This is a genomic window from Gimesia chilikensis (assembly GCF_007744075.1).
Classification (GTDB): domain Bacteria; phylum Planctomycetota; class Planctomycetia; order Planctomycetales; family Planctomycetaceae; genus Gimesia; species Gimesia chilikensis_A.
On sequence record NZ_CP036266.1, the window covers coordinates 3,734,101 to 3,754,154 of the forward strand.

21 protein-coding genes are annotated in these 20,054 nt (G+C 54.8%); 10 read left to right on the plus strand and 11 right to left on the minus strand.

Annotated features, from left to right (window positions below; genetic code table 11):
- Positions 1–6: 6 nt before the first annotated feature.
- Entirely contained in the window at positions 7–948 is a 942-nt protein-coding gene (locus HG66A1_RS14245) for a DUF6263 family protein (RefSeq protein WP_145184979.1), read from the minus strand.
- A gap of 120 nt (positions 949–1,068) precedes the next feature.
- Positions 1,069–1,929: an NAD(+)/NADH kinase gene (locus HG66A1_RS14250; RefSeq protein ID WP_145184982.1), complete on the minus strand. Its 861-nt coding sequence runs from the start codon at positions 1,927–1,929 to the stop codon at positions 1,069–1,071.
- A gap of 208 nt (positions 1,930–2,137) precedes the next feature.
- Here HG66A1_RS14250 and HG66A1_RS14255 point away from each other — a divergent pair, with 208 nt between their 5' ends.
- Both HG66A1_RS14255 and HG66A1_RS14260 read left to right on the plus strand, forming a co-directional pair.
- Complete coding sequence (locus HG66A1_RS14255; RefSeq protein ID WP_145184984.1) at positions 2,138–2,791, plus strand: hypothetical protein; 654 nt, start codon at positions 2,138–2,140, stop codon at positions 2,789–2,791.
- A 26-nt stretch (positions 2,792–2,817) separates the two neighbouring features.
- On the plus strand, positions 2,818–3,660 hold the full coding sequence (locus HG66A1_RS14260) for a sugar phosphate isomerase/epimerase family protein (protein WP_145184987.1): 843 nt from the start codon (positions 2,818–2,820) through the stop codon (positions 3,658–3,660).
- Between the two features lie 59 nt (positions 3,661–3,719).
- Here HG66A1_RS14260 and HG66A1_RS14265 read toward each other — a convergent pair whose 3' ends face one another.
- From HG66A1_RS14265 to HG66A1_RS14290, 6 genes are all read right to left on the minus strand, one after another.
- Positions 3,720–4,085 carry a hypothetical protein gene (locus tag HG66A1_RS14265; RefSeq protein ID WP_145184990.1) on the minus strand — a complete coding sequence of 122 codons (366 nt, stop codon included), beginning with the start codon at positions 4,083–4,085 and terminating at the stop codon, positions 3,720–3,722.
- Between the two features lie 362 nt (positions 4,086–4,447).
- Positions 4,448–4,828, minus strand: coding sequence for a hypothetical protein (locus HG66A1_RS14270; RefSeq protein ID WP_145184993.1), 381 nt, complete (start codon positions 4,826–4,828; stop codon positions 4,448–4,450).
- Positions 4,829–5,031: 203 nt separating this feature from the next.
- On the minus strand, positions 5,032–6,108 hold the full coding sequence (locus HG66A1_RS14275) for a sulfite exporter TauE/SafE family protein (protein WP_145184996.1): 1,077 nt from the start codon (positions 6,106–6,108) through the stop codon (positions 5,032–5,034).
- A 55-nt stretch (positions 6,109–6,163) separates the two neighbouring features.
- The gene (locus HG66A1_RS14280) at positions 6,164–6,628 is read right to left on the minus strand and encodes a MarR family winged helix-turn-helix transcriptional regulator (protein ID WP_232106832.1); all 465 of its coding nucleotides are present in this window, start codon (positions 6,626–6,628) and stop codon (positions 6,164–6,166) included.
- Positions 6,629–6,817: 189 nt separating this feature from the next.
- On the minus strand, positions 6,818–7,474 hold the full coding sequence (locus HG66A1_RS14285) for a potassium channel family protein (protein WP_145185001.1): 657 nt from the start codon (positions 7,472–7,474) through the stop codon (positions 6,818–6,820).
- Between the two features lie 47 nt (positions 7,475–7,521).
- Positions 7,522–8,895, minus strand: coding sequence for a TrkH family potassium uptake protein (locus HG66A1_RS14290; RefSeq protein WP_232106833.1), 1,374 nt, complete (start codon positions 8,893–8,895; stop codon positions 7,522–7,524).
- Positions 8,896–9,243: 348 nt separating this feature from the next.
- Here HG66A1_RS14290 and HG66A1_RS14295 point away from each other — a divergent pair, with 348 nt between their 5' ends.
- The 4 genes from HG66A1_RS14295 (at position 9,244) to HG66A1_RS14310 (ending at position 13,050) form a co-directional block, all read left to right on the plus strand.
- Complete coding sequence (locus HG66A1_RS14295) at positions 9,244–10,212, plus strand: calcium/sodium antiporter (protein ID WP_145185003.1); 969 nt, start codon at positions 9,244–9,246, stop codon at positions 10,210–10,212.
- 86 nt (positions 10,213–10,298) lie between these two features.
- Entirely contained in the window at positions 10,299–10,736 is a 438-nt protein-coding gene (locus HG66A1_RS14300) for a hypothetical protein (protein WP_145185005.1), read from the plus strand.
- Between the two features lie 87 nt (positions 10,737–10,823).
- On the plus strand, positions 10,824–11,660 hold the full coding sequence (gene lpxA / locus HG66A1_RS14305; RefSeq protein ID WP_145185008.1) for an acyl-ACP--UDP-N-acetylglucosamine O-acyltransferase: 837 nt from the start codon (positions 10,824–10,826) through the stop codon (positions 11,658–11,660).
- Between the two features lie 277 nt (positions 11,661–11,937).
- The gene (locus HG66A1_RS14310; RefSeq protein WP_145185011.1) at positions 11,938–13,050 is read left to right on the plus strand and encodes a C45 family autoproteolytic acyltransferase/hydolase; all 1,113 of its coding nucleotides are present in this window, start codon (positions 11,938–11,940) and stop codon (positions 13,048–13,050) included.
- Here the strand turns inward: HG66A1_RS14310 and HG66A1_RS14315 are convergent.
- Complete coding sequence (locus HG66A1_RS14315; protein WP_145185014.1) at positions 13,043–13,429, minus strand: potassium channel family protein; 387 nt, start codon at positions 13,427–13,429, stop codon at positions 13,043–13,045. The two genes, HG66A1_RS14310 and HG66A1_RS14315, sit on opposite strands and share 8 nt — an antisense overlap.
- 287 nt (positions 13,430–13,716) lie before the next feature.
- On the opposite strand from HG66A1_RS14315, the gene HG66A1_RS14320 reads away from it, so the two are divergent.
- Positions 13,717–14,817: an alpha/beta hydrolase gene (locus HG66A1_RS14320; protein ID WP_145185017.1), complete on the plus strand. Its 1,101-nt coding sequence runs from the start codon at positions 13,717–13,719 to the stop codon at positions 14,815–14,817.
- A 136-nt stretch (positions 14,818–14,953) separates the two neighbouring features.
- Positions 14,954–15,985: an IS110 family transposase gene (locus tag HG66A1_RS14325; protein WP_145181141.1), complete on the plus strand. Its 1,032-nt coding sequence runs from the start codon at positions 14,954–14,956 to the stop codon at positions 15,983–15,985.
- Positions 15,986–16,384: 399 nt separating this feature from the next.
- Here HG66A1_RS14325 and HG66A1_RS14330 read toward each other — a convergent pair whose 3' ends face one another.
- The gene (locus HG66A1_RS14330; RefSeq protein WP_145185020.1) at positions 16,385–17,404 is read right to left on the minus strand and encodes a hypothetical protein; all 1,020 of its coding nucleotides are present in this window, start codon (positions 17,402–17,404) and stop codon (positions 16,385–16,387) included.
- A 257-nt stretch (positions 17,405–17,661) separates the two neighbouring features.
- Between HG66A1_RS14330 and HG66A1_RS14335 the strand changes: the two genes are divergently transcribed.
- Complete coding sequence (locus HG66A1_RS14335; RefSeq protein WP_145185023.1) at positions 17,662–18,066, plus strand: MerR family DNA-binding protein; 405 nt, start codon at positions 17,662–17,664, stop codon at positions 18,064–18,066.
- 31 nt (positions 18,067–18,097) lie between these two features.
- Positions 18,098–18,883: a heavy-metal-associated domain-containing protein gene (locus tag HG66A1_RS14340; RefSeq protein WP_145185026.1), complete on the plus strand. Its 786-nt coding sequence runs from the start codon at positions 18,098–18,100 to the stop codon at positions 18,881–18,883.
- A 29-nt stretch (positions 18,884–18,912) separates the two neighbouring features.
- Here HG66A1_RS14340 and HG66A1_RS14345 read toward each other — a convergent pair whose 3' ends face one another.
- The gene (locus tag HG66A1_RS14345) at positions 18,913–19,983 is read right to left on the minus strand and encodes a N(4)-(beta-N-acetylglucosaminyl)-L-asparaginase (protein ID WP_197997145.1); all 1,071 of its coding nucleotides are present in this window, start codon (positions 19,981–19,983) and stop codon (positions 18,913–18,915) included.
- Between the last annotated feature and the right edge of the window lie 71 nt (positions 19,984–20,054).

The following is a 20,054-nucleotide window of genomic DNA, read 5'->3' on the forward strand; positions in this document are numbered from 1 at the left end:
GATCAATTACTGGGCTTCGGTAGTCTGTTCTTTCTGAGCGACTTCGGTCGGATCGACCAGCGTTTCCAGTCGGGTCGAGACCGCCCGCATCGCTCCTTTTCCGTCAAATACGCCTACCTGGGCTTTATCCAGTGAGACATCCTGGGAAATAATCACACCCCGTTCGATATCCAGCTTAATGGTTCCGGAAGGTGTTTTCTGAATCAGCTGCATGCTCAACTTCGGGTCGTTGAGTCGGGTCATGATTTTGGTTTTGAAGGTGATCACAGCCAGGCCGTCTTCTACCGATTCCAGCGTAAAAGTACGCCGTACAGGCACTTTTTTGCGCAGAGTCTTGCTGAGGGCCACTTCCACATCCAGTTCGTCGTCCCAGGTGCTTCCGACTTTGACCTCTTCTTCAGGCAACGGAATCAGGAAGCCCAGACGACGCGATTTTTCCTGGTCCAGCTTGCCTGGCGCCTGGGCTTCTTCGAATTTCGCCCCTTCGCCATCGACTTTCAGTTCCTGGATGGAAATCACTTTACCCAGCGGTGAATAGACAATACGTGACGGCTTGCTGATGTTCGCCCGGATCGGTTTAAACTGCTCCAGATCCTTCTCGGGATTTTGTTCACTGTCGAATGTCGCGGGAGTCGCATCGTCGAACTGAACCTTCATTTTGACGCGGTCGATACGGGTTTCCAGTGTCCCATTGCCTTCTTCATTCACGGAAATCACACGATAATGCTTCAACGTGTTCGAAGAGTTAGCGGAGGTCTGAGTGTCCTGGTTGAGCTGAACCGTAATCTTGTTCTCGGTTTCAACCCGGTAATGGACAAACTCGTTCGGAGTGAATTTATAGCGGAGCGAGTAGCTCTTCGCGTCTTCATCCGCAGCAGAGGTGACAGACAGTGGTGCTGAAAACTGGCTCAGCATGAGGGTCAGTAGACAGAACACAGTAGACCGCATCAGGGACTCCTTCCCGGAAAAGTTGGTGGTTTCTCCATAAACTGCGCTGAAAATAGCAGATCTGAATCTGCGTGGGGAGATCAATTTGGGACCGGAACCGCAGTTTTTTCAGGTATTTAACTATTCTGCTCCATATTTCGGTTGGCCTCCCCAGCCCAGCTTGCGATTCAGACGCGTATAGTAGTTGAAGCCCGGAATCCGGGCCAGTTTGAATGCCACCGGAGCCCGCTTCAGTTCCAGGCGGTCACCAGAGGCATAGGGAACCTTGATCTGACCATCAATCACCAGCATCGCTCCCTCTGGTGCATTCGGGGAAGACAGCGAGTACAGCGCGTTTGCATTGTCCACCAGTGGTCGGTTGGTTGGTGTATGCGGACAGATCGGAGTGATCACAAACGCCTGCAGGTCCTGTTTCAAAATCGGGCCACCCGCCGAAAGACTATGCGCGGTCGAACCCACGGGCGTACTGATGATCAGCCCGTCACCACTGTAAGTCGTCACCAGCTCGTTATTCACAGTCAATTCGACATCAATCATCGACATCGCCCCGGCGGAACTGATCACCACCTCGTTGAGTCCCAGGTAGGTATTCACCGATCCATCCGCCAGATAGTGCTTGCATTCGAACATCAGGTGCTCGACGATCCGATACTTGCGCTCCACGATCTGGGCAAAGTTCTTGCAGAACCCGTCCGGAGTCAGGTCTGCCAGAAATCCCAGCCGACCCAGGTTCACACCAATCATCGGCAGCTGATTCAGTCCCATCTGGCGACACGCTCGCAGGATCGCACCGTCGCCCCCCAGAACCACCACCAGGTCAGCTTCGGAATCATCGGGAGTGAAATCTTCGATCACGGAGACCGCTGAGACATAGACCGAAGACTGGGATTGCAGGTATGCGTGGATCTGATCCCAGGCCGTCTGAATGTGTGCGCTTTGATCCCGCAGGAGGAACATCAAATTTAATGGAGACTCAGACATATTTTACTTTCGGCACAAATTCAGCGTTGGTTAAACTCAGCGATGTGTCAGGCATTATACGCTTAAGGTAGCTCGTATCCAATGTCACACCTCCCTTCCCGGGACAGGTTCCCCTAAATCCCCCTGTGGCAACTGTGAATCTTCCGGCCAATCCGCTACGATTGAGCATTCGAACCGAACAGAGACCGTTAGCAAAATTCAGAGTATCATGAACTACTTTGCCCATGGAATGCGATTCGTCGATCGCCCCTATTTCCTGGCAGGAACCGCCCTGCCCGATCTCCTCTCCGTGGTGGATCGTCGCGTCCGTCTGCGGATGAAAAACGTCGCCCCGTTTGTCGCAGAGACTGACAGCATCCAGGCCGAACTCGCCTCTGGCATCAAGCAGCATCTCGACGACGACCACTGGTTTCACTCCACGCAGGGCTTCCTCGAAATCACCACCGATCTCTCGCTGCTGTTCCGCGAACTCTTTCAAAATGACGATTCCGCTCGCGTCGGTTTCCTCGGTCACATTACTACCGAACTCCTGCTCGATGCTGTCCTCATCGAGCAGAACCCCGGCCTGATCGACCGCTACTACGATGCGTTTCTGGAGATCGATCCCTTCGTGACACAACAGGCCACGAATCGCATGACAACCCGCGAAACCGATCAACTCCGGGCCTGGCTGGTGCTGTTCCATAAAGAAGCTTTCTTAAGAGATTACCCGGATCCACAAAGAATGCACTTACGCTTGAATCAGGTCATGAAACGGGTCAAACTACAACCGTTACCGGAAGGTACGATCTCAGTTCTCAAAACAGGTCGGGAAATCGTAGAAAAGCGTCTCGACGATTTATTGCCGCCTGAGCATTTTTAATCTCCAGTGATTGAAAGATAACAACAATGAAGTACGGCTTAAACATGCTGCTGTGGACCTCCGATGTGAATGAGTCCCATTTCGGACTGCTCGAGCAGATCAAAGGCTGGGGCTATGATGGCGTCGAGCTGCCTGTCTTTGAGGCGGATGAGAAAAAATTCGCTCAGGTCGGAAACAAACTGGAAGAACTCGGTCTGGGCCGCACCGCTGTCACCGTCTGCACGCCGGATGAGAACCCGATCTCCAGCGATCCCGCCATCCGCGAAGCTGGCCTGAATCGTCTCAAACGCATGATCGATATGTGTGCCGCTTCCGGTGCCACTCACCTCTGTGGCCCCATTCACTCTGCACTCGGCGAATTCTCGGGCTCCGGTCGCACACCTGACGAATGGAAGTACGGCCAGGAAATCCTCGCCCAGGCCGCCGACCACGCCCAGGCCAACAACGTAATCCTGGTCTGTGAATACCTCAACCGCTTTGAATGTTACTTCCTCAATACGGCGGAAGACTGTTCTCAGTTCACCCGTGAAGTCAATCATCCGAACCTGAAGATGATGTATGACTCCTTCCATGCCAACATCGAAGAGAAAAGTATCACCGAAGCCGTCAAAGTCTGTGCCGATCAGATGGTCCACGTGCACATCTCCGAAAACGATCGCTCCACCCCCGGCGAGGGGGGCGTCAACTGGGATGAAACCTTCGCTGCACTCAAAGAAATCAACTACGACGGCTGGTTCACCATCGAAGCCTTCGGTCTGGCTCTGCCCGACTTGGCCGCTGCCACCCGCATCTGGCGGAAGATGTTCCCCACCGAAGAACATCTGGCAACCAAGGGCCTCGAATTCATGAAGACCCGCTGGGAAGGCTGAGCCCGCCCCGACAATATGCTCACAGAGAGTGGACCGTATCTCAGGTTCACTCTCTTTTATTATGCGCCGCATTCACAGACACCTTCCCGTTGTTTCCCTGTAAAAAATATCTCTACTTCCCTGTTTTTACCTGTCTCGTTCAGTGCACAGGACTGCATAGACTGACCTTGATCCCCGCTTTCCGAATCGTAAAGTATCGCAATTGTGCTTCGCGCGCGAGGCGGACAATGCGTGCACTGGAAAACCGGAACAAGCGACTCATCAGCACCTGAATCGCCGTCGATTTTCACCCCCTCTGCACCGGAACATCCGCCACCGGTTCCCGTTGTCTCGTCAAATTTCAAATCATTTCGGAGCATATTCAAAGCAACTCGCGGCACACTCACTGCACATTCAGCAGGTTTGATAGTCATTTCAAAAGTCAAAACCCCTTGACCTCCCCACGCCCTTCCACAAAATACGAAGCCATGACAAACAACAACTCCAGTTATTAGATATACGATCTACGAACCTGCCAGCAGCATCTCACACAAATCATCGGGTAACCCCGAATGCAATTCGGGGCGAGCAACGCGAGCAGGAAACGGTCAGGAGAAAACTGCCGTCCAGAAAACCACCGCGCAGCAAGGAACCACGACAATAGCAATGAATCGTAAGCAGCGGCGCGAGCCACACCAGATAAAAACCGGGCAGCACTGAACTGTCCCCTGGTGTAGGGGCATAGAGAGCAGCAAAGCCAAATTAGCCGCAGGGTGTTAGCCCCGGTCAGGCGTTTTGGGAAAGACTCTCATTCGCACTCATGCTGTGAAAAACCGTTGGGAGTCTTGGCTTTGATGTTCAGTTTTAATAGCCCCTTTGCTGTAGACAGCTCTACTATGTTGCCGATTCGGACGGCTTTGATTTCTTCAATAAATCTTGCCAGATGTTCCAGGCACTGTTCGACATCCGAGACAGGCTGCCCCGCGTCGACCAGCTTTGCAAACAGATCATTCTCATTCACGAGTTGACTTGTCAGCACCACCATTCCGTATCGCCTGATCTTTCCCGATTTGATCCCCAGTAATTCAAAATCCGCTTCTGTAGTCGGGATGGGGACTAAAAAATCACTCGATCTTTGCTGGGGGAACTGGGGATCAAAGGCCACCAGCACTTTTTTGGATTCCACCATCTCTCTGGGCTCCTTGAGACGTTTGTTTTTCGGGGCGTTGGCAGGATGATCCGTCATGGATGTTAGAGAATGATTGTCATTGGGGCCATGTCGGTATTTCGTTTATCGCTGATCGGCGACAATATATCTGATTGATCTTTCAAAGTGATTACAAAGATTATTTCAGTCTCGGCAAAGCCTGGCTCATCAGTTATGCAGCCAGTTCACTCCCCCCGCTCATCCCCCACCAGTTCCACCGGCGGCAATCCCGCAGCCAGGCCCGGATGATCCAGGGATGACTCCCCGCGACCGCACCGGTACAGAACATGAAACAGGGCATTCATTGCCAGGACGCTCCCCAGTGCCGCCAGCAGGGCCACTCCGGTCACCCGTTCATGCATGATCGTCCACACGAACTGCACGATACACAGCAACGACACCAGCAGCAGCGTCGGCGTGCGGGAAATCAGGTTCACCACCAGTGCACCAAAGGGTGCTCCCAGGGCGACAATCGGGGCTGCGGCCAGCCAGTTGGCATACACTTCCGGATCCATGTGATACAGACCGGGGTGGAACCGTGACAGCAGCAGGTTCGAAAAGATACCCACAACCGACGTAAACGCCATGAGCAGCACCGAGGTCGGAATCGCCACCTTAAGATCGGCCCGGTACAGCAGCACCAGCGTCGCATAGACCATCATGTCAATCCCCACGCCGGTAATCGAGGCGACGATGCCGCCTGTAAAACCGACGGTCAGTCCCAGTTGAGTATCGTAGCACCGCCAGCGGTCACTGACTCCCTCGGCGGCTACCAGTTCCTTCAGCTTCACCAGGTGCATAATCCCGAAACTGCACCAGACCACCGCGAACGTCAGCTTGACCCACAGGTCCGGAACAAAGGGGGCGATCAAAGCAGCACCCAGGGGTGTTCCCACCAGGGCACCTGCCAGCGCCGGTTTCAGCAGTCCCCAGTCGAGCGGCCGTCGCGCCGAGAGAATATAAATGCTGGCCGAAACCATCCCCACCGACTGGACAGCCAGACCAAAGTTGCGTCCCAGGGAACCGGGCATATCAAAAAACAGGACCAGTACCGGAAAACCGACAGTGCCGCCCCCCATCGGGGTCGAACCGGCGATATAAGAACCCAGTGCCATGGAAACGGCGATCGGCCAGTGAGCACGCAGCGTATCCCAGCCATCAGTCAGCAGAACAACCGTCAGCCAGACTGCATAAAACAGGACCAGCCACAAACAGAACGGCCACAGTTGGCGTAACGGAGAAGCGGAACTCTGACCTTTCATCTGGCTGTCTCATACAAACTTGATCTGACTGGCAGGCCCCAGCCGGCAGGTAATACTACAGTGAATCCAGCCAGTCGCAACTGGCATCCTCATGCGGCGCACGTGCTTTCTGGAGCAGCCGAATCAGCCGTTGCTGTTCGCTGTCACTCAGGTGCCCCAGCTGTTGCCCGTGCATCTGCACCACCGCTTTCTCCATCCGTTTGAGCAATGCTTCGCCCTCCTCCGTAATGGCTACCTCCACCACGCGGCGGTTCTCGGGTAACCGGCTGCGCTGCACCAGGCCCCGTTTCTCAAGGCGGTCCAGCATGCGGGTGGTATCCGGACAGCGTGAGATCAGCCGGCGGCCCAGCTCCATGGTCTGTACTGTTTCGGGGGCTGCCATCTGTAACAGCCGCAAAACGTTGTACTGCTGCGGTGAAAGTTCAAATTGGACAAACAGCGACTCTTCCAGCACCTTCAGGCAGTCATAGGTCCGCCAGAGCTGCAGGAAGACTTCTTGTTCCGGTGAGTCAAAGCTCACACGCTGCGATTCGGTTTGGGTGGCTCGTGGATTCATAATCTGAAATAATGCGCGTTCCAACAATAGTTGTCAAGACAAATGTTGTCGCAACAGGGTTTCCGAGGGGACTCTCAGGAAGCAGCCGTACCTGCGCCCAATGATCGCTACGTGGTTCCGGTATCCCGACCCATCAGGGGAACACGCTACGGATCAGGAAATATTAGCGATCTGATCCAGAATTTTGTCTTCGCCGGCGACCAGCAGCGTATCCGTGTCATTCAACAGCTTGTCCGGGTCGGGCGAGGCGATGATCTTATCCGTCAGAATATCGTGGACGGCGACGATGGTAATATCGTATTCCTGCCGCAGCTTGAGTTCACGGATCGATTTCCCCATCCAGTCGTTGGGCACACCCATCTCCTGCAGGCTGAAGCCTTTCCCCAGTTTGACGTAGTTCAGAAGTGCGGAGCCGGTCATGCGGGTTGCCAGGCTGATCGCGGAATCACGTTCCGGAAAGACGATATCGGTCACGCCGATGCGGTCCATCACGCGGGCATGATCATTCGACACGACTTTAACATAGATGTCCTTGATTTTCAGATCGTGCAGCGCCATCGTGGCCAGGATGCTGGCGGTAATGTCATCTCCGGTCGACACGATCGCCGCGTCCGCCTCTTTGGCACTGATGCGCACCAGCGTATCGAAGTCGGTTCCATCGCCGACCACCGCGTGCGAAATCAGCGACGCCAGCCGGTCGACCAGCGTTTCATTGAGATCGATGGCGATCACGTCATGCCCCCCTTCATAGAGGGTGCGTGCCACGGAGAATCCGAAGTTACCCAGTCCGATGACCACAAAACGTTTCATGGCAAAACCCTGCTCTTTATATTCAGTTCACAAATGAGATACGATCACTAACCCACGATGACATCTTCGTAGGCCAGTCGGAATTTACTGCGATGTGCCAGGCGCACAATCAACGCGGATGCGATCACCAGAGGCCCGGTGCGCCCCGCAAACATTAAAAATATCAGCACCCACCGCGAAGGTAACGACAGCGAATCAGTCAAACCCATCGAAAGCCCCACGGTATTGAACGCACTGATCGTTTCAAACAGCCGCACCAGGAACCGCTGCTCGTATCCATGGAAATCACCAATCGACGACATCAGGAAGACCCCCGTCACGACCACCGATGTGGAGATCACAAATAAGCCGGTGCCCCGCTGAATGGTTTCATCCGGAATCGAGCGACTGGCGAATGTGGTTGTCGTCTGCGAACGCAGTTTGGACCACGCCAGCAGTCCCAGCAGCGCGAAGGTGGTCGTTTTCAACCCACCGGCCGTCGAACTGGGGGAGCCGCCAATCATCATCAGGATCATCGTCAACAGGTTCGTACTGTCGGTCGCCTGCTCGTAGTCGATTGAGTTGAACCCCGCTGTCCGGGGCGTGACGCTCAGAAACAGAGAGTTGGTCAGCTTATCTGACAGTGACATCTCGGCCAGCAGACCGTTCCATTCAAAGCCGGCAAACAACAGCCAGCCGCCGAGTATCAGAATGAAGGAGGTCCACAAGACCAGCTGACTGTGCACGGACAGGCGCTTGATCCGGGGCAGCGACTGCTGACGTTGGGCAAACCGCAGGTTCAGTTCCTGCATTGTTACGAAGCCCAGCCCGCCCAGAATGATCAGGACCGAAATCACCAGCAGTGTTCCGGGAGAATCCTGATAGTTGATCAGCGAATTGCTGTTCGTCGAGAAGCCCGCATTACAGAAGGCACTCACGGAATGGAACACTGCAGGCCAGGCAGCCCCCTTCCAGCCCAGGCGGGGCACCCACATACAATACAGAAAGAATGCTCCGGCAGCTTCAATCAGAAAAGTAAATTTCAGAATGTTAGTGATCAGCAGCCGCGCTGAGACCTGCGGGATCAGTTTGCGGGAATCCGCGGTCACCGATTCCAGGTTCAGCGAGATTTTTCTCCCCAGCGCGGTGATGATCACACTGGTCAGAATCAGCATCCCCAGACCACCCAGCTGAATCAGCAGCAGGATCAGCGCCTGGCCCCGCAGGGTGAAGTACGTAGCCGTATCGACGACAATCAGTCCCGTCACACAGACGGCACTGGTGGACGTAAAGATTGCATCGGTCCAGTTCAGGGGCTCTCCCTGGTAGATGCCCGGCAGGAATTTCAGCCCGAGGGATCCCAGGATGATGAGTGCGATAAAGGAACTGAGAAAGAGTTCCGCGGGGGCCAGCCACCGATTGGGAGTCAGAGCGTGACGCACGCCTGACCCTTGATACCGGGAGACTGAAGAACCGTCCGGCCGGGTTGATTTTTTTGTGATCACTGTCAATACACCCGAGGGGTGTCCTGGACTTTCGCAGCAGATAAACTCAAAGTTGATTGCACATGCTGTTTTTCACACTCGCTGAGCACTTGTTGAAAAACATTCCCCCTATTGTCCGTTTCCCGCATGCTTTCGCAAATGTGCCCCGCGCGATCCTCACATATTTTCCATTATTTTTTTCTGAACGCCACATCCTCTGGAAAATCCACGGCAGATTGGTTAGAACCAGACTCCCGACCCCTCTAATACCACAGTCAAGAGCTAAGGATTTATACAGGCCCGATCATGTTGCTTGCCTTTATCGCGATCATCGCCGGACTCGCATTATTGATCTGGAGTACAGACCGCTTCATCGATGGTGCTGCAGTGACGTCACGCTATTTCGGTATGTCACCCCTGTTGATCGGCATGGTCGTCGTCGGCTTTGGTACTTCACTGCCGGAAATGGTGGTCTCGGTCATCTCCGCCTCCGAAGGGAACGCCGGCGTTGCGCTCGGGAATGCTTACGGATCGAATATTACCAATATCGCCCTGATCCTTGGTCTGACAGCGCTCATTAATCCACTGACGGTGCAGTCCAAGATCCTCCGCAAAGAATTACCCGTTCTCGGGGGTTGTACCCTGCTCTCTGCCTGGCAGATCTGGGATGGACACATCAGTCGTCTGGATGCAATTGTCCTCTTGTCGGTCTTTGCCTTCCTGATGGGCTGGACTATCTGGCAGGCCGTCCGTAATCCGACCGACGAACTCGAAGCCGAAATGGAACGCGAACTCTCCAGTCATACCATGCCCATTAAACGCGCCGTAATCTGGCTGCTCGTCGGTCTGGTACTGCTGGTTGTCAGTTCCCGCATGCTGGTCTGGGGAGCTGTTTTCCTGGCCCGCTACTTTGGCGTGAGCGATCTGGTTATCGGCCTGACCATCGTGGCCGCAGGCACTTCGCTGCCCGAACTGGCTTCTTCGATCATCGCCACCCGCAAAGGGGAATTTGATATCGCCGTCGGCAATGTGATCGGCTCCAACATGTTCAACACATTGGCTGTGGTCGGCCTCGCCGGAGTAATTCACCCGATTTCCGTGAATGGAGAAGTCTTTTCCCGCGACGTGATGGTCATGCTGGCGTTGACCTTCTCCCTGTTCATTCTGGGACGCGGCTGGGGTGGCCCGGGACGCATCAATCGTTATGAAGGTGCGCTGCTCCTGGCCTGCTACATTGGCTACACCTGGTGGCTTATTCGTAGTGCCCTGCTCTGAAACAGGCCTCCTTCCGGCCTCCAGCCTTGACAAAGGGGACTCCCTCCAAGATAGTTCATGCTGATTCCTGGAAGGAAAATGTCTCAATGAACTGGCTGCGTAATTTCGCGATGATCTGGATGGTGGCAACCACGGTACATGCCCCGTTCCCGGTCTGCGACGGTGACAACCTTGCCAGTGGACAGACCGCGTCCCTCCATTTTGAGGTGCTCAACCACTCATTCGATCTCGATTTCATCCTGCTCGGCTGCGATCTGCCGGATGATTACGACGACGGTCCTCTCGATGTGGATCCGGAAGAGGGCTCCAGTTCAGTCTTTGGTTCGCCCTATACGTCACAGGGACAACCGCTTAAACTGTGTCTCTGGAATCCAGCGGATGCCTGGGGCACGCTGTTCTGTATGCCCCCGGAACGCAGCATCGCCTGTCTGGCCCGTACCGCGGATCGTTCCTCCTGTCTCCCCTTTCTGAATTTCTCATTTGGAAAACTGAGCCAGAGCGGAAATGCGCATTTTCATTGTTAAGCAATGAACCGCATTTCGTGTTTAGCTCAATACCGTTTTTCCTGACAGCCTGATGTGGTGCGCTGTCAGCCTGTAATGAGGATTCCAATGCGCGTCCATCCTACCGCTTACATCCATCCCGATGCCATCGTCCACCCTTCGTGTGACATCGGCCCCCATGTCGTCATTGAGGGCCCGGTCCGCATCGGCGCTCACTGTCACCTGGGACCCTCCGTGGTCGTCATGGGGAATACCGACATCGGCCCCGAATGTGAAATACATGCCCACGCCGTCATCGGCGATGTTCCCCAGGACCGAAAGTATACCGGGGCGATCAGCTACTGTCGCATTGGCCAAGGCTGTGTGATTCGTGAGTCGGTCACCATCCACCGGGCCAGTATCGAACAGGCGACGACAATCATCGGCAACGAGTGCCACCTGATGACCTGTTCCCACGTGGCCCACGACTGCATCCTCGCGGATGAAGTCACACTTGTCAGCGGTGCCCTGCTCGGCGGTCACGTGCAGATCGGATCCCAGGCAATCATTTCCGGCAATGTCGGCATTCATCAGTTTGTACGCGTCGGACAACTCGCCATGCTGGGAGGCGTCGCCATGATCAGCCGCGATGTTCCCCCCTTCACGATGACAGACCACCAGGGCGAAATCATCGGCCTGAATGCCGTCGGCCTGGCCCGGCGGGGGATTTCAAACGCAGAGCAGCAGGATCTGAAAAACCTGTTTCGAGTTATCTGTCGTTCAGGAATGTCCCACTCACGCTCCCTTGAACTGGCTCAAGAACTGGCTCTGACCGATCTGGGACGCCAGTTCGTGGAATTCTTCCAGGTGGACACACAACGGGGCTTCTGTCGCTTTCGAGGCAGAAAATCTCGCTCCCGGAAAAACCTGGTCCCCCCGGTTCAGCATCCTCCGCTCGCTGAGTGATCCCTCTTCGAATTTCATGAGTAACTCTTTGCGTAACTCCTGATGCGACAGGCAGGAGTAGTTGAAGCCAATGTGTGGCAGCGGGATACCGCCCCGGATCCTCTTTCAGGTGAGAGATTAGGACGAACCTGGAACGTTCCGGGGCGGTACATTTTTGACCCGCGCAGCCAGACAATGCTGGCATCACTGCCGGTAGCGATTACAATAAACGGGACAACGTACTTCTACGTCAGCTGATCCCTCATGCTTTGACACTTCTTACTCGGGGAACGATATCATGCGCCGCTGCTTCCTGGTTTTGATCGTGCTGGCTCTCGCCTGCTTTACTCGTGCCGGTCATCTGCAGGCAGAAGGCTATCGAACCTCCATTGGAACCGGCGCCGATCGCATTCCCGTCATCGTGGTCTCAGGCACTCCCTATGAAATGGGTCTGCAACAGGGAAAACTGATCCGGGAAGAAGCCACGCAGATGATCAACTCACTGCTGCAGAAAGTACAGACCGCCGGACCGGAACGTGCCTCCGATGCCCATCTGGATGCCGCCTGGAACGCGATCGCACCGCATACCGATGTCCGCTTCAAAGAAGAACTCCGTGGCTTCGCTGAAGGGACTGGCCTTCCTCTGAAAACGCTGCAGCGGGCACACGCGTTACCAGTCGTCATGGATTATTCCTGCAGCGGCATCGCTGCCTGGGGCGCAGCGACGAAAGATGGTCACCTTTACCAGACACGCAATCTCGACTGGACCATGGAACTCGGCGCGCAGGACTTTCCCTGTATCACGGTCTACATTCCCAAACAGGGTATTCCCCACGTGAATATCACCTTCGCCGGATTCCTCGGTGCCAACACGGGAATTAATGCCAAAGGCATCGTGCTGTCGGAAATGGGAGATTCCCCCGGCAAGGACTATCCTTTCGATATGAACGGCGTCCATTTTACGACACTGTTTCGCCAGGTGATGTATGACGCCAATAATCTGGACGAGGCCATCGATCTCTTCAAGCAGGCAAAGCGGATCAAGAAATATCACTATGTCGTCGGAGACGGCACCAGCCGCCAGGCCGTTAAAATGCTGGCACATGCTCCCGATCTGGTGATCTGGCGAGACAACGACCCAGCCGACGAACTCGCGCCGGCGGTCATGAAAAACCTGGTCTACCAGGATGAAGGCCGCGGCGCGTTTCAACCGTTACAGAAAGTCTATGGCAAAATCGGTGCGGAGGAAATGAGAGACATCGCCTGTCAGATTCCCATCAAGGGGGGCAATATTCTGGATGTCGTCTACGACGCAACCGCGCTGGAGTTCTGGGTTTCCTATGCTGAGAAACAGGAAGAAGCCTATCAGAGGCCCTTCGTGCACTTCAAACTCAAAGACTACCTCAAGTAGTTTTGTGATGTTCTGAACGCGATGCTTCGTGTTCCAGATCCATATGCCGTTTCGCGGTTTCATGCAGGGACCGCGTCGCGATCGCAATAACTAAACCGACGACAATCATCCCTACCAGGCCAATCCCCACGCTGATGATTTTTCCCATCGGCGTCTCAGGTGTAATATCACCATAGCCGATGGTCAGACCGGTAATCATCGAAAAATAGACGGCGTCGCCGAAGCTCAGGTTCTCAAACCGCCAGATCAGGAAAGCCCCCAGCAGCAGAATCAACAGCAGAGCCACAATCACCTCGCGGACATACGAGGCGTAGCGCATAAACGAACTGAAGAATTCAACAAACAAAGGCAGTCGTTTCTCGATGATGTGCTTCAGCATGGGGCTTGTCTCGAATTGCGAATTAATGAAAAGTGGAAACGGATATGAAGGATTTCATCAGAAAACCAAGTTTACCCGTTTGATCACACACTGCCCAGAGAGTTTCCCTCGTCTTTCGTACTGCCAATGGTGATTGGAAACATGAGAATGGACCTGACCAGAGAACAAACGGCGCTCTGCTCACGTCCAATCCGCTTGATTCACCTGCCCCCAGACGTTACTTTTGTTAAATAACTACAGCGTCTCTCCTGCCACTTAAGATCGCCTGCCCTGCCAAGGAGTCATCCATGCTCTCTGCTCTCAAGAAAACTTTCCTCACCGCCCTGCTGCTGCCCGTCCTCTGCTCGGTTTCCGTCCACGCACAAACACCGCGACTCAATCCTGATGACCTGCTCCTGTACCGCGATGGATCCGGAAAAGTTCAGAAGGTCACCACACCGGACGACTGGAAACAACGCAGGCAGGAAATCATTCGCGGTATGGAAACGGTCATGGGCCCCTTCCCGGGTGACGATCAACGGGTTCCACTCGACATCGAAGTTCTCGAAGAGGTCAAGCTCGACAACTACACGCGCAAACTGATCACCTACCAGTCCGGCCCCGATTCCCGTACGCCCGCCTATCTCTGTATTCCTCACACCGCCAGCAAGGATCACAAGGTCCCCGCGGTTCTCTGTCTGCATCCCACCGACAACAAGGTCGGCCATAAGGTCGCGCTCGGACTGGGAGGCCGCGCCGGTCGTAATTACGCCGCCGAACTCGCGGAACGTGGCTATGTCACCATCGCCCCCGCCTACCCGCATCTCGCGAATTACTGGCCCAACCTGGGTAAACTCGGTTTCGTCAGCGGCACGATGAAAGCCATCTGGGACAACTCCCGCGCCATCGATCTCTTGGCTTCCCTGGACACCGTCGATATGAGCCAGGGCGTCGGTGCGATTGGACATTCCCTGGGAGGCCACAACGCGATCTACACCGCCGTCTTCGATCCACGTGTTACCGCCATCGTCAGCAGTTGTGGCTTCGATTCCTATCGCGACTATTACGACGCTGCCGAACGCGTCTGGTATTTCGGCAAAGGCTGGTGCCAGATCCGCTACATGCCCCGCATGTCAGACTACCGCGGCAGACTCGACGAAATCCCCTTCGATTTCACCGAACTGCTCGGCGTCATGGCCCCCCGCCCGGTCTACGTCAACGCGCCCCTGCACGATTCCAACTTCCGCTGGAAAAGCGTCGACAAATGCGCGAGCGCAGCCCGGCCTGTCTACGAACTGCTGGACGCCAAAGGCAAACTCGTCATCGACCACCCGGACTGCGATCACAACTTCCCGGAAGAACAACGACAGAAAGCCTATCAGCTGTTCGATTCGGTACTGAAGAAGTAAACGGATTCCAGCAATATCGAGTGCGAAATAAGGAGGGTGAAACTATGTAAGAAGGCCGAGCCGGTGGTGGTATTCTTTAACGCGTGGTAAACATAGTTTGTTACAACCTTGTTTCCACAAAAGAAAGGAACCACTCATGTTTTATGCCGGCATCGACCTTCACAAACAGAGTATCACAGTCTGCGTCGTAAATGAAGCGCGTAAAATCGAGAAACGGAAACGTCTGATGTGCGCCAATGAAGCTGCTATCGTGGCCTTCTTCAAGGAGGTCATCCAGGAACTGGGGCCCTTTCGCGCGGTCGTGGAAGCGACGGCCAGCTACGAATGGCTGATCAAACTCATCGAGCCCCTGGCTGATAAAGTGATCCTCGCCCACCCTGGTAAATTGCGGGTCATCGCTGAGTCCACGCGGAAAAGCGATCGTCTCGATGCCCAGGTTCTGGCCGAGTTTCTGTCAAGAGACATGGTACCAGCCTCGTATCGCCCAACCCCTCGGCAACGCGATCACCGCGGCCTGGTACGTCAGCGGAGCTCCATTCAACGCCGGATTACTTCGGTCAAGAATCGCATGCGACGGATCATGAGCAACTACAATGCAGATCGACCAGACCTGTTCAGAAAAGCGGGACAAGAGTATGTCAGCAGCTATCCCCTGTCGGCCGCTGATCGGATTTGCATGAATCAACTGACCTCAGAATGGCTTTTCTTTCTCCAACAGTTGAAGTCAGCCAACCAGGCACTGGTCGACTTTGCCGGGACGGCTCCGATTCGTGAACAGCATCAGCGGGAACTGCTGCAGAGTATCCCGGGCGTTGGTTTTGTGATCACTGAAGTCGTGTTATCGGAGATTGCAGACATCGATCGATTCGACTCTCAGAAGCAGGTAGTTGCCTACGCGGGCCTGGCACCGGGACAACGGGAAAGTGCCGGGAAGATGAAGGAACTCCACATCGAAAAGGCAGGTTCCCGTTATTTGCGCTGGGCGCTGGTGGAGGCCGCCTGGCAACTGGTGTATCGGGTACCGCGCTGGAAGACGATCTACGAGAGGTTGAAAAAACGCTTGAAGGCTAAAAAAGCCATCGTGGCGATCGCCAGGCGTCTGCTGGGAATGATGGTCGCGATCATGAAATCAGGCGAACCATTCACAGCGACACACCAGCCTGCCTGAAACAGGCTGACGAGTAATACAGATTTGAATTAATAACATCAGAGACAAAATCAATCGGGAATGTGTGAACGACCCCGACCGGGCCCATGAAGGCGGGGAAATGTCTGCGACCTTCGTCAGGGTGAATGGGGCGTTCTTCGTACGGATGTTTAATGGCGACGGCCTGCAACAGTGGTCGATCCCGAATAGATGGTTGAGCGTACCGCTTGATTGTGTCTCAGAAAGGAATCCATGCGCAAAGAATTAAATCACTTGACAAGATGTTCTTCATAGATGGGCCCGAATGCAATTCGGGCCGAGCGCAGCGAGCAGGAAAATGCCAGAGTTGCCTGCATCACAGGAAAAACAGTTCTACTCACCTCCTGGACGAGGTGAGCGAATTTCGACAGATTCCGTAAGCTAACGTTTCAGCTCTGCTGGAATCTCGTAATCGCCCACCTTAACCCCCTGATTTCGCAAGGCATCCATGATCGCCTTGTAAATATAAGGGTTGTTTTCCAGAGCCCTGCGGTTTTCTTCGGTCCACTTTTCCAGCTTCAGATCTTTGAATGCAACATCATCCATCTTTCCGAGCTCAACGATGATGTCACGCATGACCTTCCCCCCCTGCAGAAATCGATCCCTCAGCACAGGAGTTCCATCGGCATAGGTGAGACTGGCCAGTTTTTTCCCCAGCATTTGTGTAGAGAGAGAACCGTCGCGGTCGGTACCGGCTGCAATCGGATTCCACAAAACGTGCTCGGACTCAGATTTCATTTTCGCCAGCTGAGCCAGATGCGCCGGTATTTGCGGCCAGGGACCTTTGGGAGAGTATTTGATTTCTCCGATGCCCTCCTTCCCGGTCCCATGTTCGGCCCAGCGTGCCATCCCTTCCAGAAACCAGGTGTTTTTGAACTGCGTTGCGCCATATTGCACCAGGTGAAATGTCTCATGGGTGGGTGTGACATTCTTCGTGGGATCGAGTTGACTGGAAATCGCCATCACAATACAGCGGTCCTTGGGGCTCCCCTCGGGAATCTTGCGCGCCCGCTGGGCACTCGAGTAAGCGATCCCGTTCAGGCCCCCCATTTCCTTGCGATCCCTGATGCTGACCTGAATACAGTTCACACCTTGAAACCGGTCACTTTCGAATGGATCAGGAAACTCCAGCGCACGGCAGAAGAGTTGATGCGCCGCCCACACCTGCTTGGCAACGTTTTCCACCTGATCTGAGACACCATTCTGGTTCACATCGATGGGAGAGACCGCCCCCGTTCCTTCTTTAGTGTAGAAGACCCGCACAAAATCAAAGACGTAGTGTTCCTTGAGCTCCGCTTTTTTGCTCTGCTGGGCAGACGCCAGCTCAGGAGAGAGAAACACACCCGCAAGAACTGCGAGCGTAATGAGCCGACGCGGTATAAAACCAGGAATGCCTCGCATCGGAGTTAACCTTTCGGCTGACGACCAGACTGGTCGGGTTGACGGACCGATAGAGCTGTGACTGACACGTGAAGATATGTACCCAATCAATCATAACTGAAGGCAACGCTGTGTCAATCAGATTCACACACCTGGCAGCATGTTGACAATTTCTCGTCGAGCCCCCGCCGGTCAATTGATTTTTTCCCTGAAGAGTGCGTTTTACCGCTTGACCCCGTACCATGGTACAGAGTCTATAATGCCTCAGGAGGTGAAACATGAATCAATTAACAATCGGTCGTGTCGCTCAGGCCGCTGGCGTGGGAGTCGAAACAGTACGCTTTTACGAACGCAAAGGTCTGGTCGATCAGCCACGCATCAAAGCCCCCTTCCGGGAATATCCGCCGGAGACTATCGATCGCATCCGGTTCATCAAACGGGCTCAGGAACTCGGGTTCACGCTGGCTGAGGTAGACCAGTTATTGAGCATTGCAGACAACCCTGGCTCTTCCAAGCGTGAGGTCAAGCAGCTGGCGGGACAGAAGCTGTCCGAGATCCGTCAGAAAATCGACGATCTGAAAAGACTGGCAGACACGCTCGACTCACTCTATGAACAGTGTTCGGGACATGGCACACTGGAAGACTGCCCCATCATTTTGTCGATTCTTCCCTCTGAAAAATAAATCATCATCCATCCGATACGGAGATAATAAAATGCAGACTCTTGAACAGACAGAACAGTTTCAGGAAGTGACGGTATCAACCAATCTCAAGTGCCAGTCCTGTTTGAGCAAATTACAACCCTCCCTGGACCAGGCTCCCGAAATCCTTGAGTGGAAAGCCGATCTCACGAGCGCCGCAAAGACGGTCACCGCGAAAGTCAGCGGAGCTCAGCCTGCCGAAAAACTGGTCGAAGTGGTCACGAACGCCGGCTATGAAGCAGCCATCGTAGAGAACTCCCAGCCCGGCCCGGAAATCCTGCAGAGTGAACCTGCGGCGGTCGCGGAAGAGAAATCGAAATTCAGCCTGGCAACCTACAAGCCGCTGCTGCTCGTCGTGTTCTATGTGGCTGGTGCCGCCGCAATTTTAACTTCGATGCAAACTACAGGCGCGACGCTCGAAAACTTTATGCGTTACTTTATGGGCTGCTTCTTCCTGGGCTTCGCCTTCTTCAAAATGCTCGATGTCAGCAAATTTGCAGACGCTTTCGCGACCTACGACATCGTGGCCAGGCGATCGCGTCTCTACGCCGTGCTCTACCCCTTTCTGGAGTTCACGCTCGGCGTCGCCTTCATTCTGGGCGTCTTTCCGACCATCGTGAATCTCGTCACCGCCACTGTCATGGGCGTCGGCTTAATCGGAGTCCTGCAGGCAGTCCGCAAACGCCAGGCAATTCAATGTGCCTGCCTGGGAACGGTCTTCAATCTGCCGATGTCTGCAGTGACGATCATCGAAAACACAGCCATGATCCTGATGGCCCTGTTCATGTTGTGGCCGTAGAGTGAAGAGAGTGATGTGAAAGAAATACTCTACCCCACCTCAATCAGATAGCCACCCTCAACAATCTGAGTCCCCGCTGCGGTTATCACCGCCGCCTTGGGGGGCTTGTCTTTCCGACCCTGAATCGCAAAGCAGCCCGCTTCGCCATTCTTATTGATCGCCACGATCTTGTCGGTGAAGTTCACCTTCTCCGGACCGCCGTTGATCTTCACGATGCGGTGACACAGCGCTTCGCACGCTTCACGCGGGCTCTTTCCGGCCCGCATCTGTTCCACGACGAAAAAGCTCCCGCAGGTCCGCAGAATCTCTTCACCCCGTCCCGTCGCACCCGCGGCTCCCACTTCGTTGTCCACATACAGACCCGCGCCAATAATCGGCGAATCCCCAATCCGGCCCGGCAGCTTCCCGAACAACCCCGAGGTCGTTGTGCAGCCGGCCAGATCCCCTTGGCTGTCCAGGGCCAGAATGTTGATCGTCCCGGTCGGCCGTTTCTCCAGTTCGTAATTACCGTCTTTCGGCGGGAACCAGTCGTCCTTGTCGCTCAGATTCTCTTTCCAGCGGAGCCACATCTTCCGCGATTTGTCCGTCAGCAGGTTCTCTTCCTTGAAGCCATGCGCCCGCGCAAACTTGCGGGCCCCCTCACCCACCAGGTGAATGTGATCGGTCCGCTCCATCACCAGTCGGGCCACCGAGGACGGCGTCTTAATCATCTCCAGCGCCGCCACCGAACCGCAGTTATGCGTCCGGCCATCCATGAAGCAGGCATCGAGCTGCACCACCCCTTCCTCATTCGGCAAGCCGCCATAGCCCACCGACTGATCTTCGGGATCCAGTTCCGTTACCCGCGCAGATTCTTCCACCGCGTCGAGAATATCGCCCCCCTTTTCGAACACGTTCCACCCGGGACGCAGGACCTTCTCGGCCCACTCCTCACCCCGACTGCACAGGATCAAAGGTCGGCGGGGAGCGGGTCCCTCCTGCGCGCGTACCTTCAGGTTCGTAAACAGGGAAAGCGAAGCACCCAGCCCCGCTGCCGTCTTGATGAAATGTCTGCGATCTGTCATGCCCCGATTATACGAAGCCACAGATTCAAAGATCAAACACTTCCTCGGCAGATCACCAACTTTCGTGTCGTTCGTGCTGACCGTGGTAGAAAACCCGTTAGGACGGG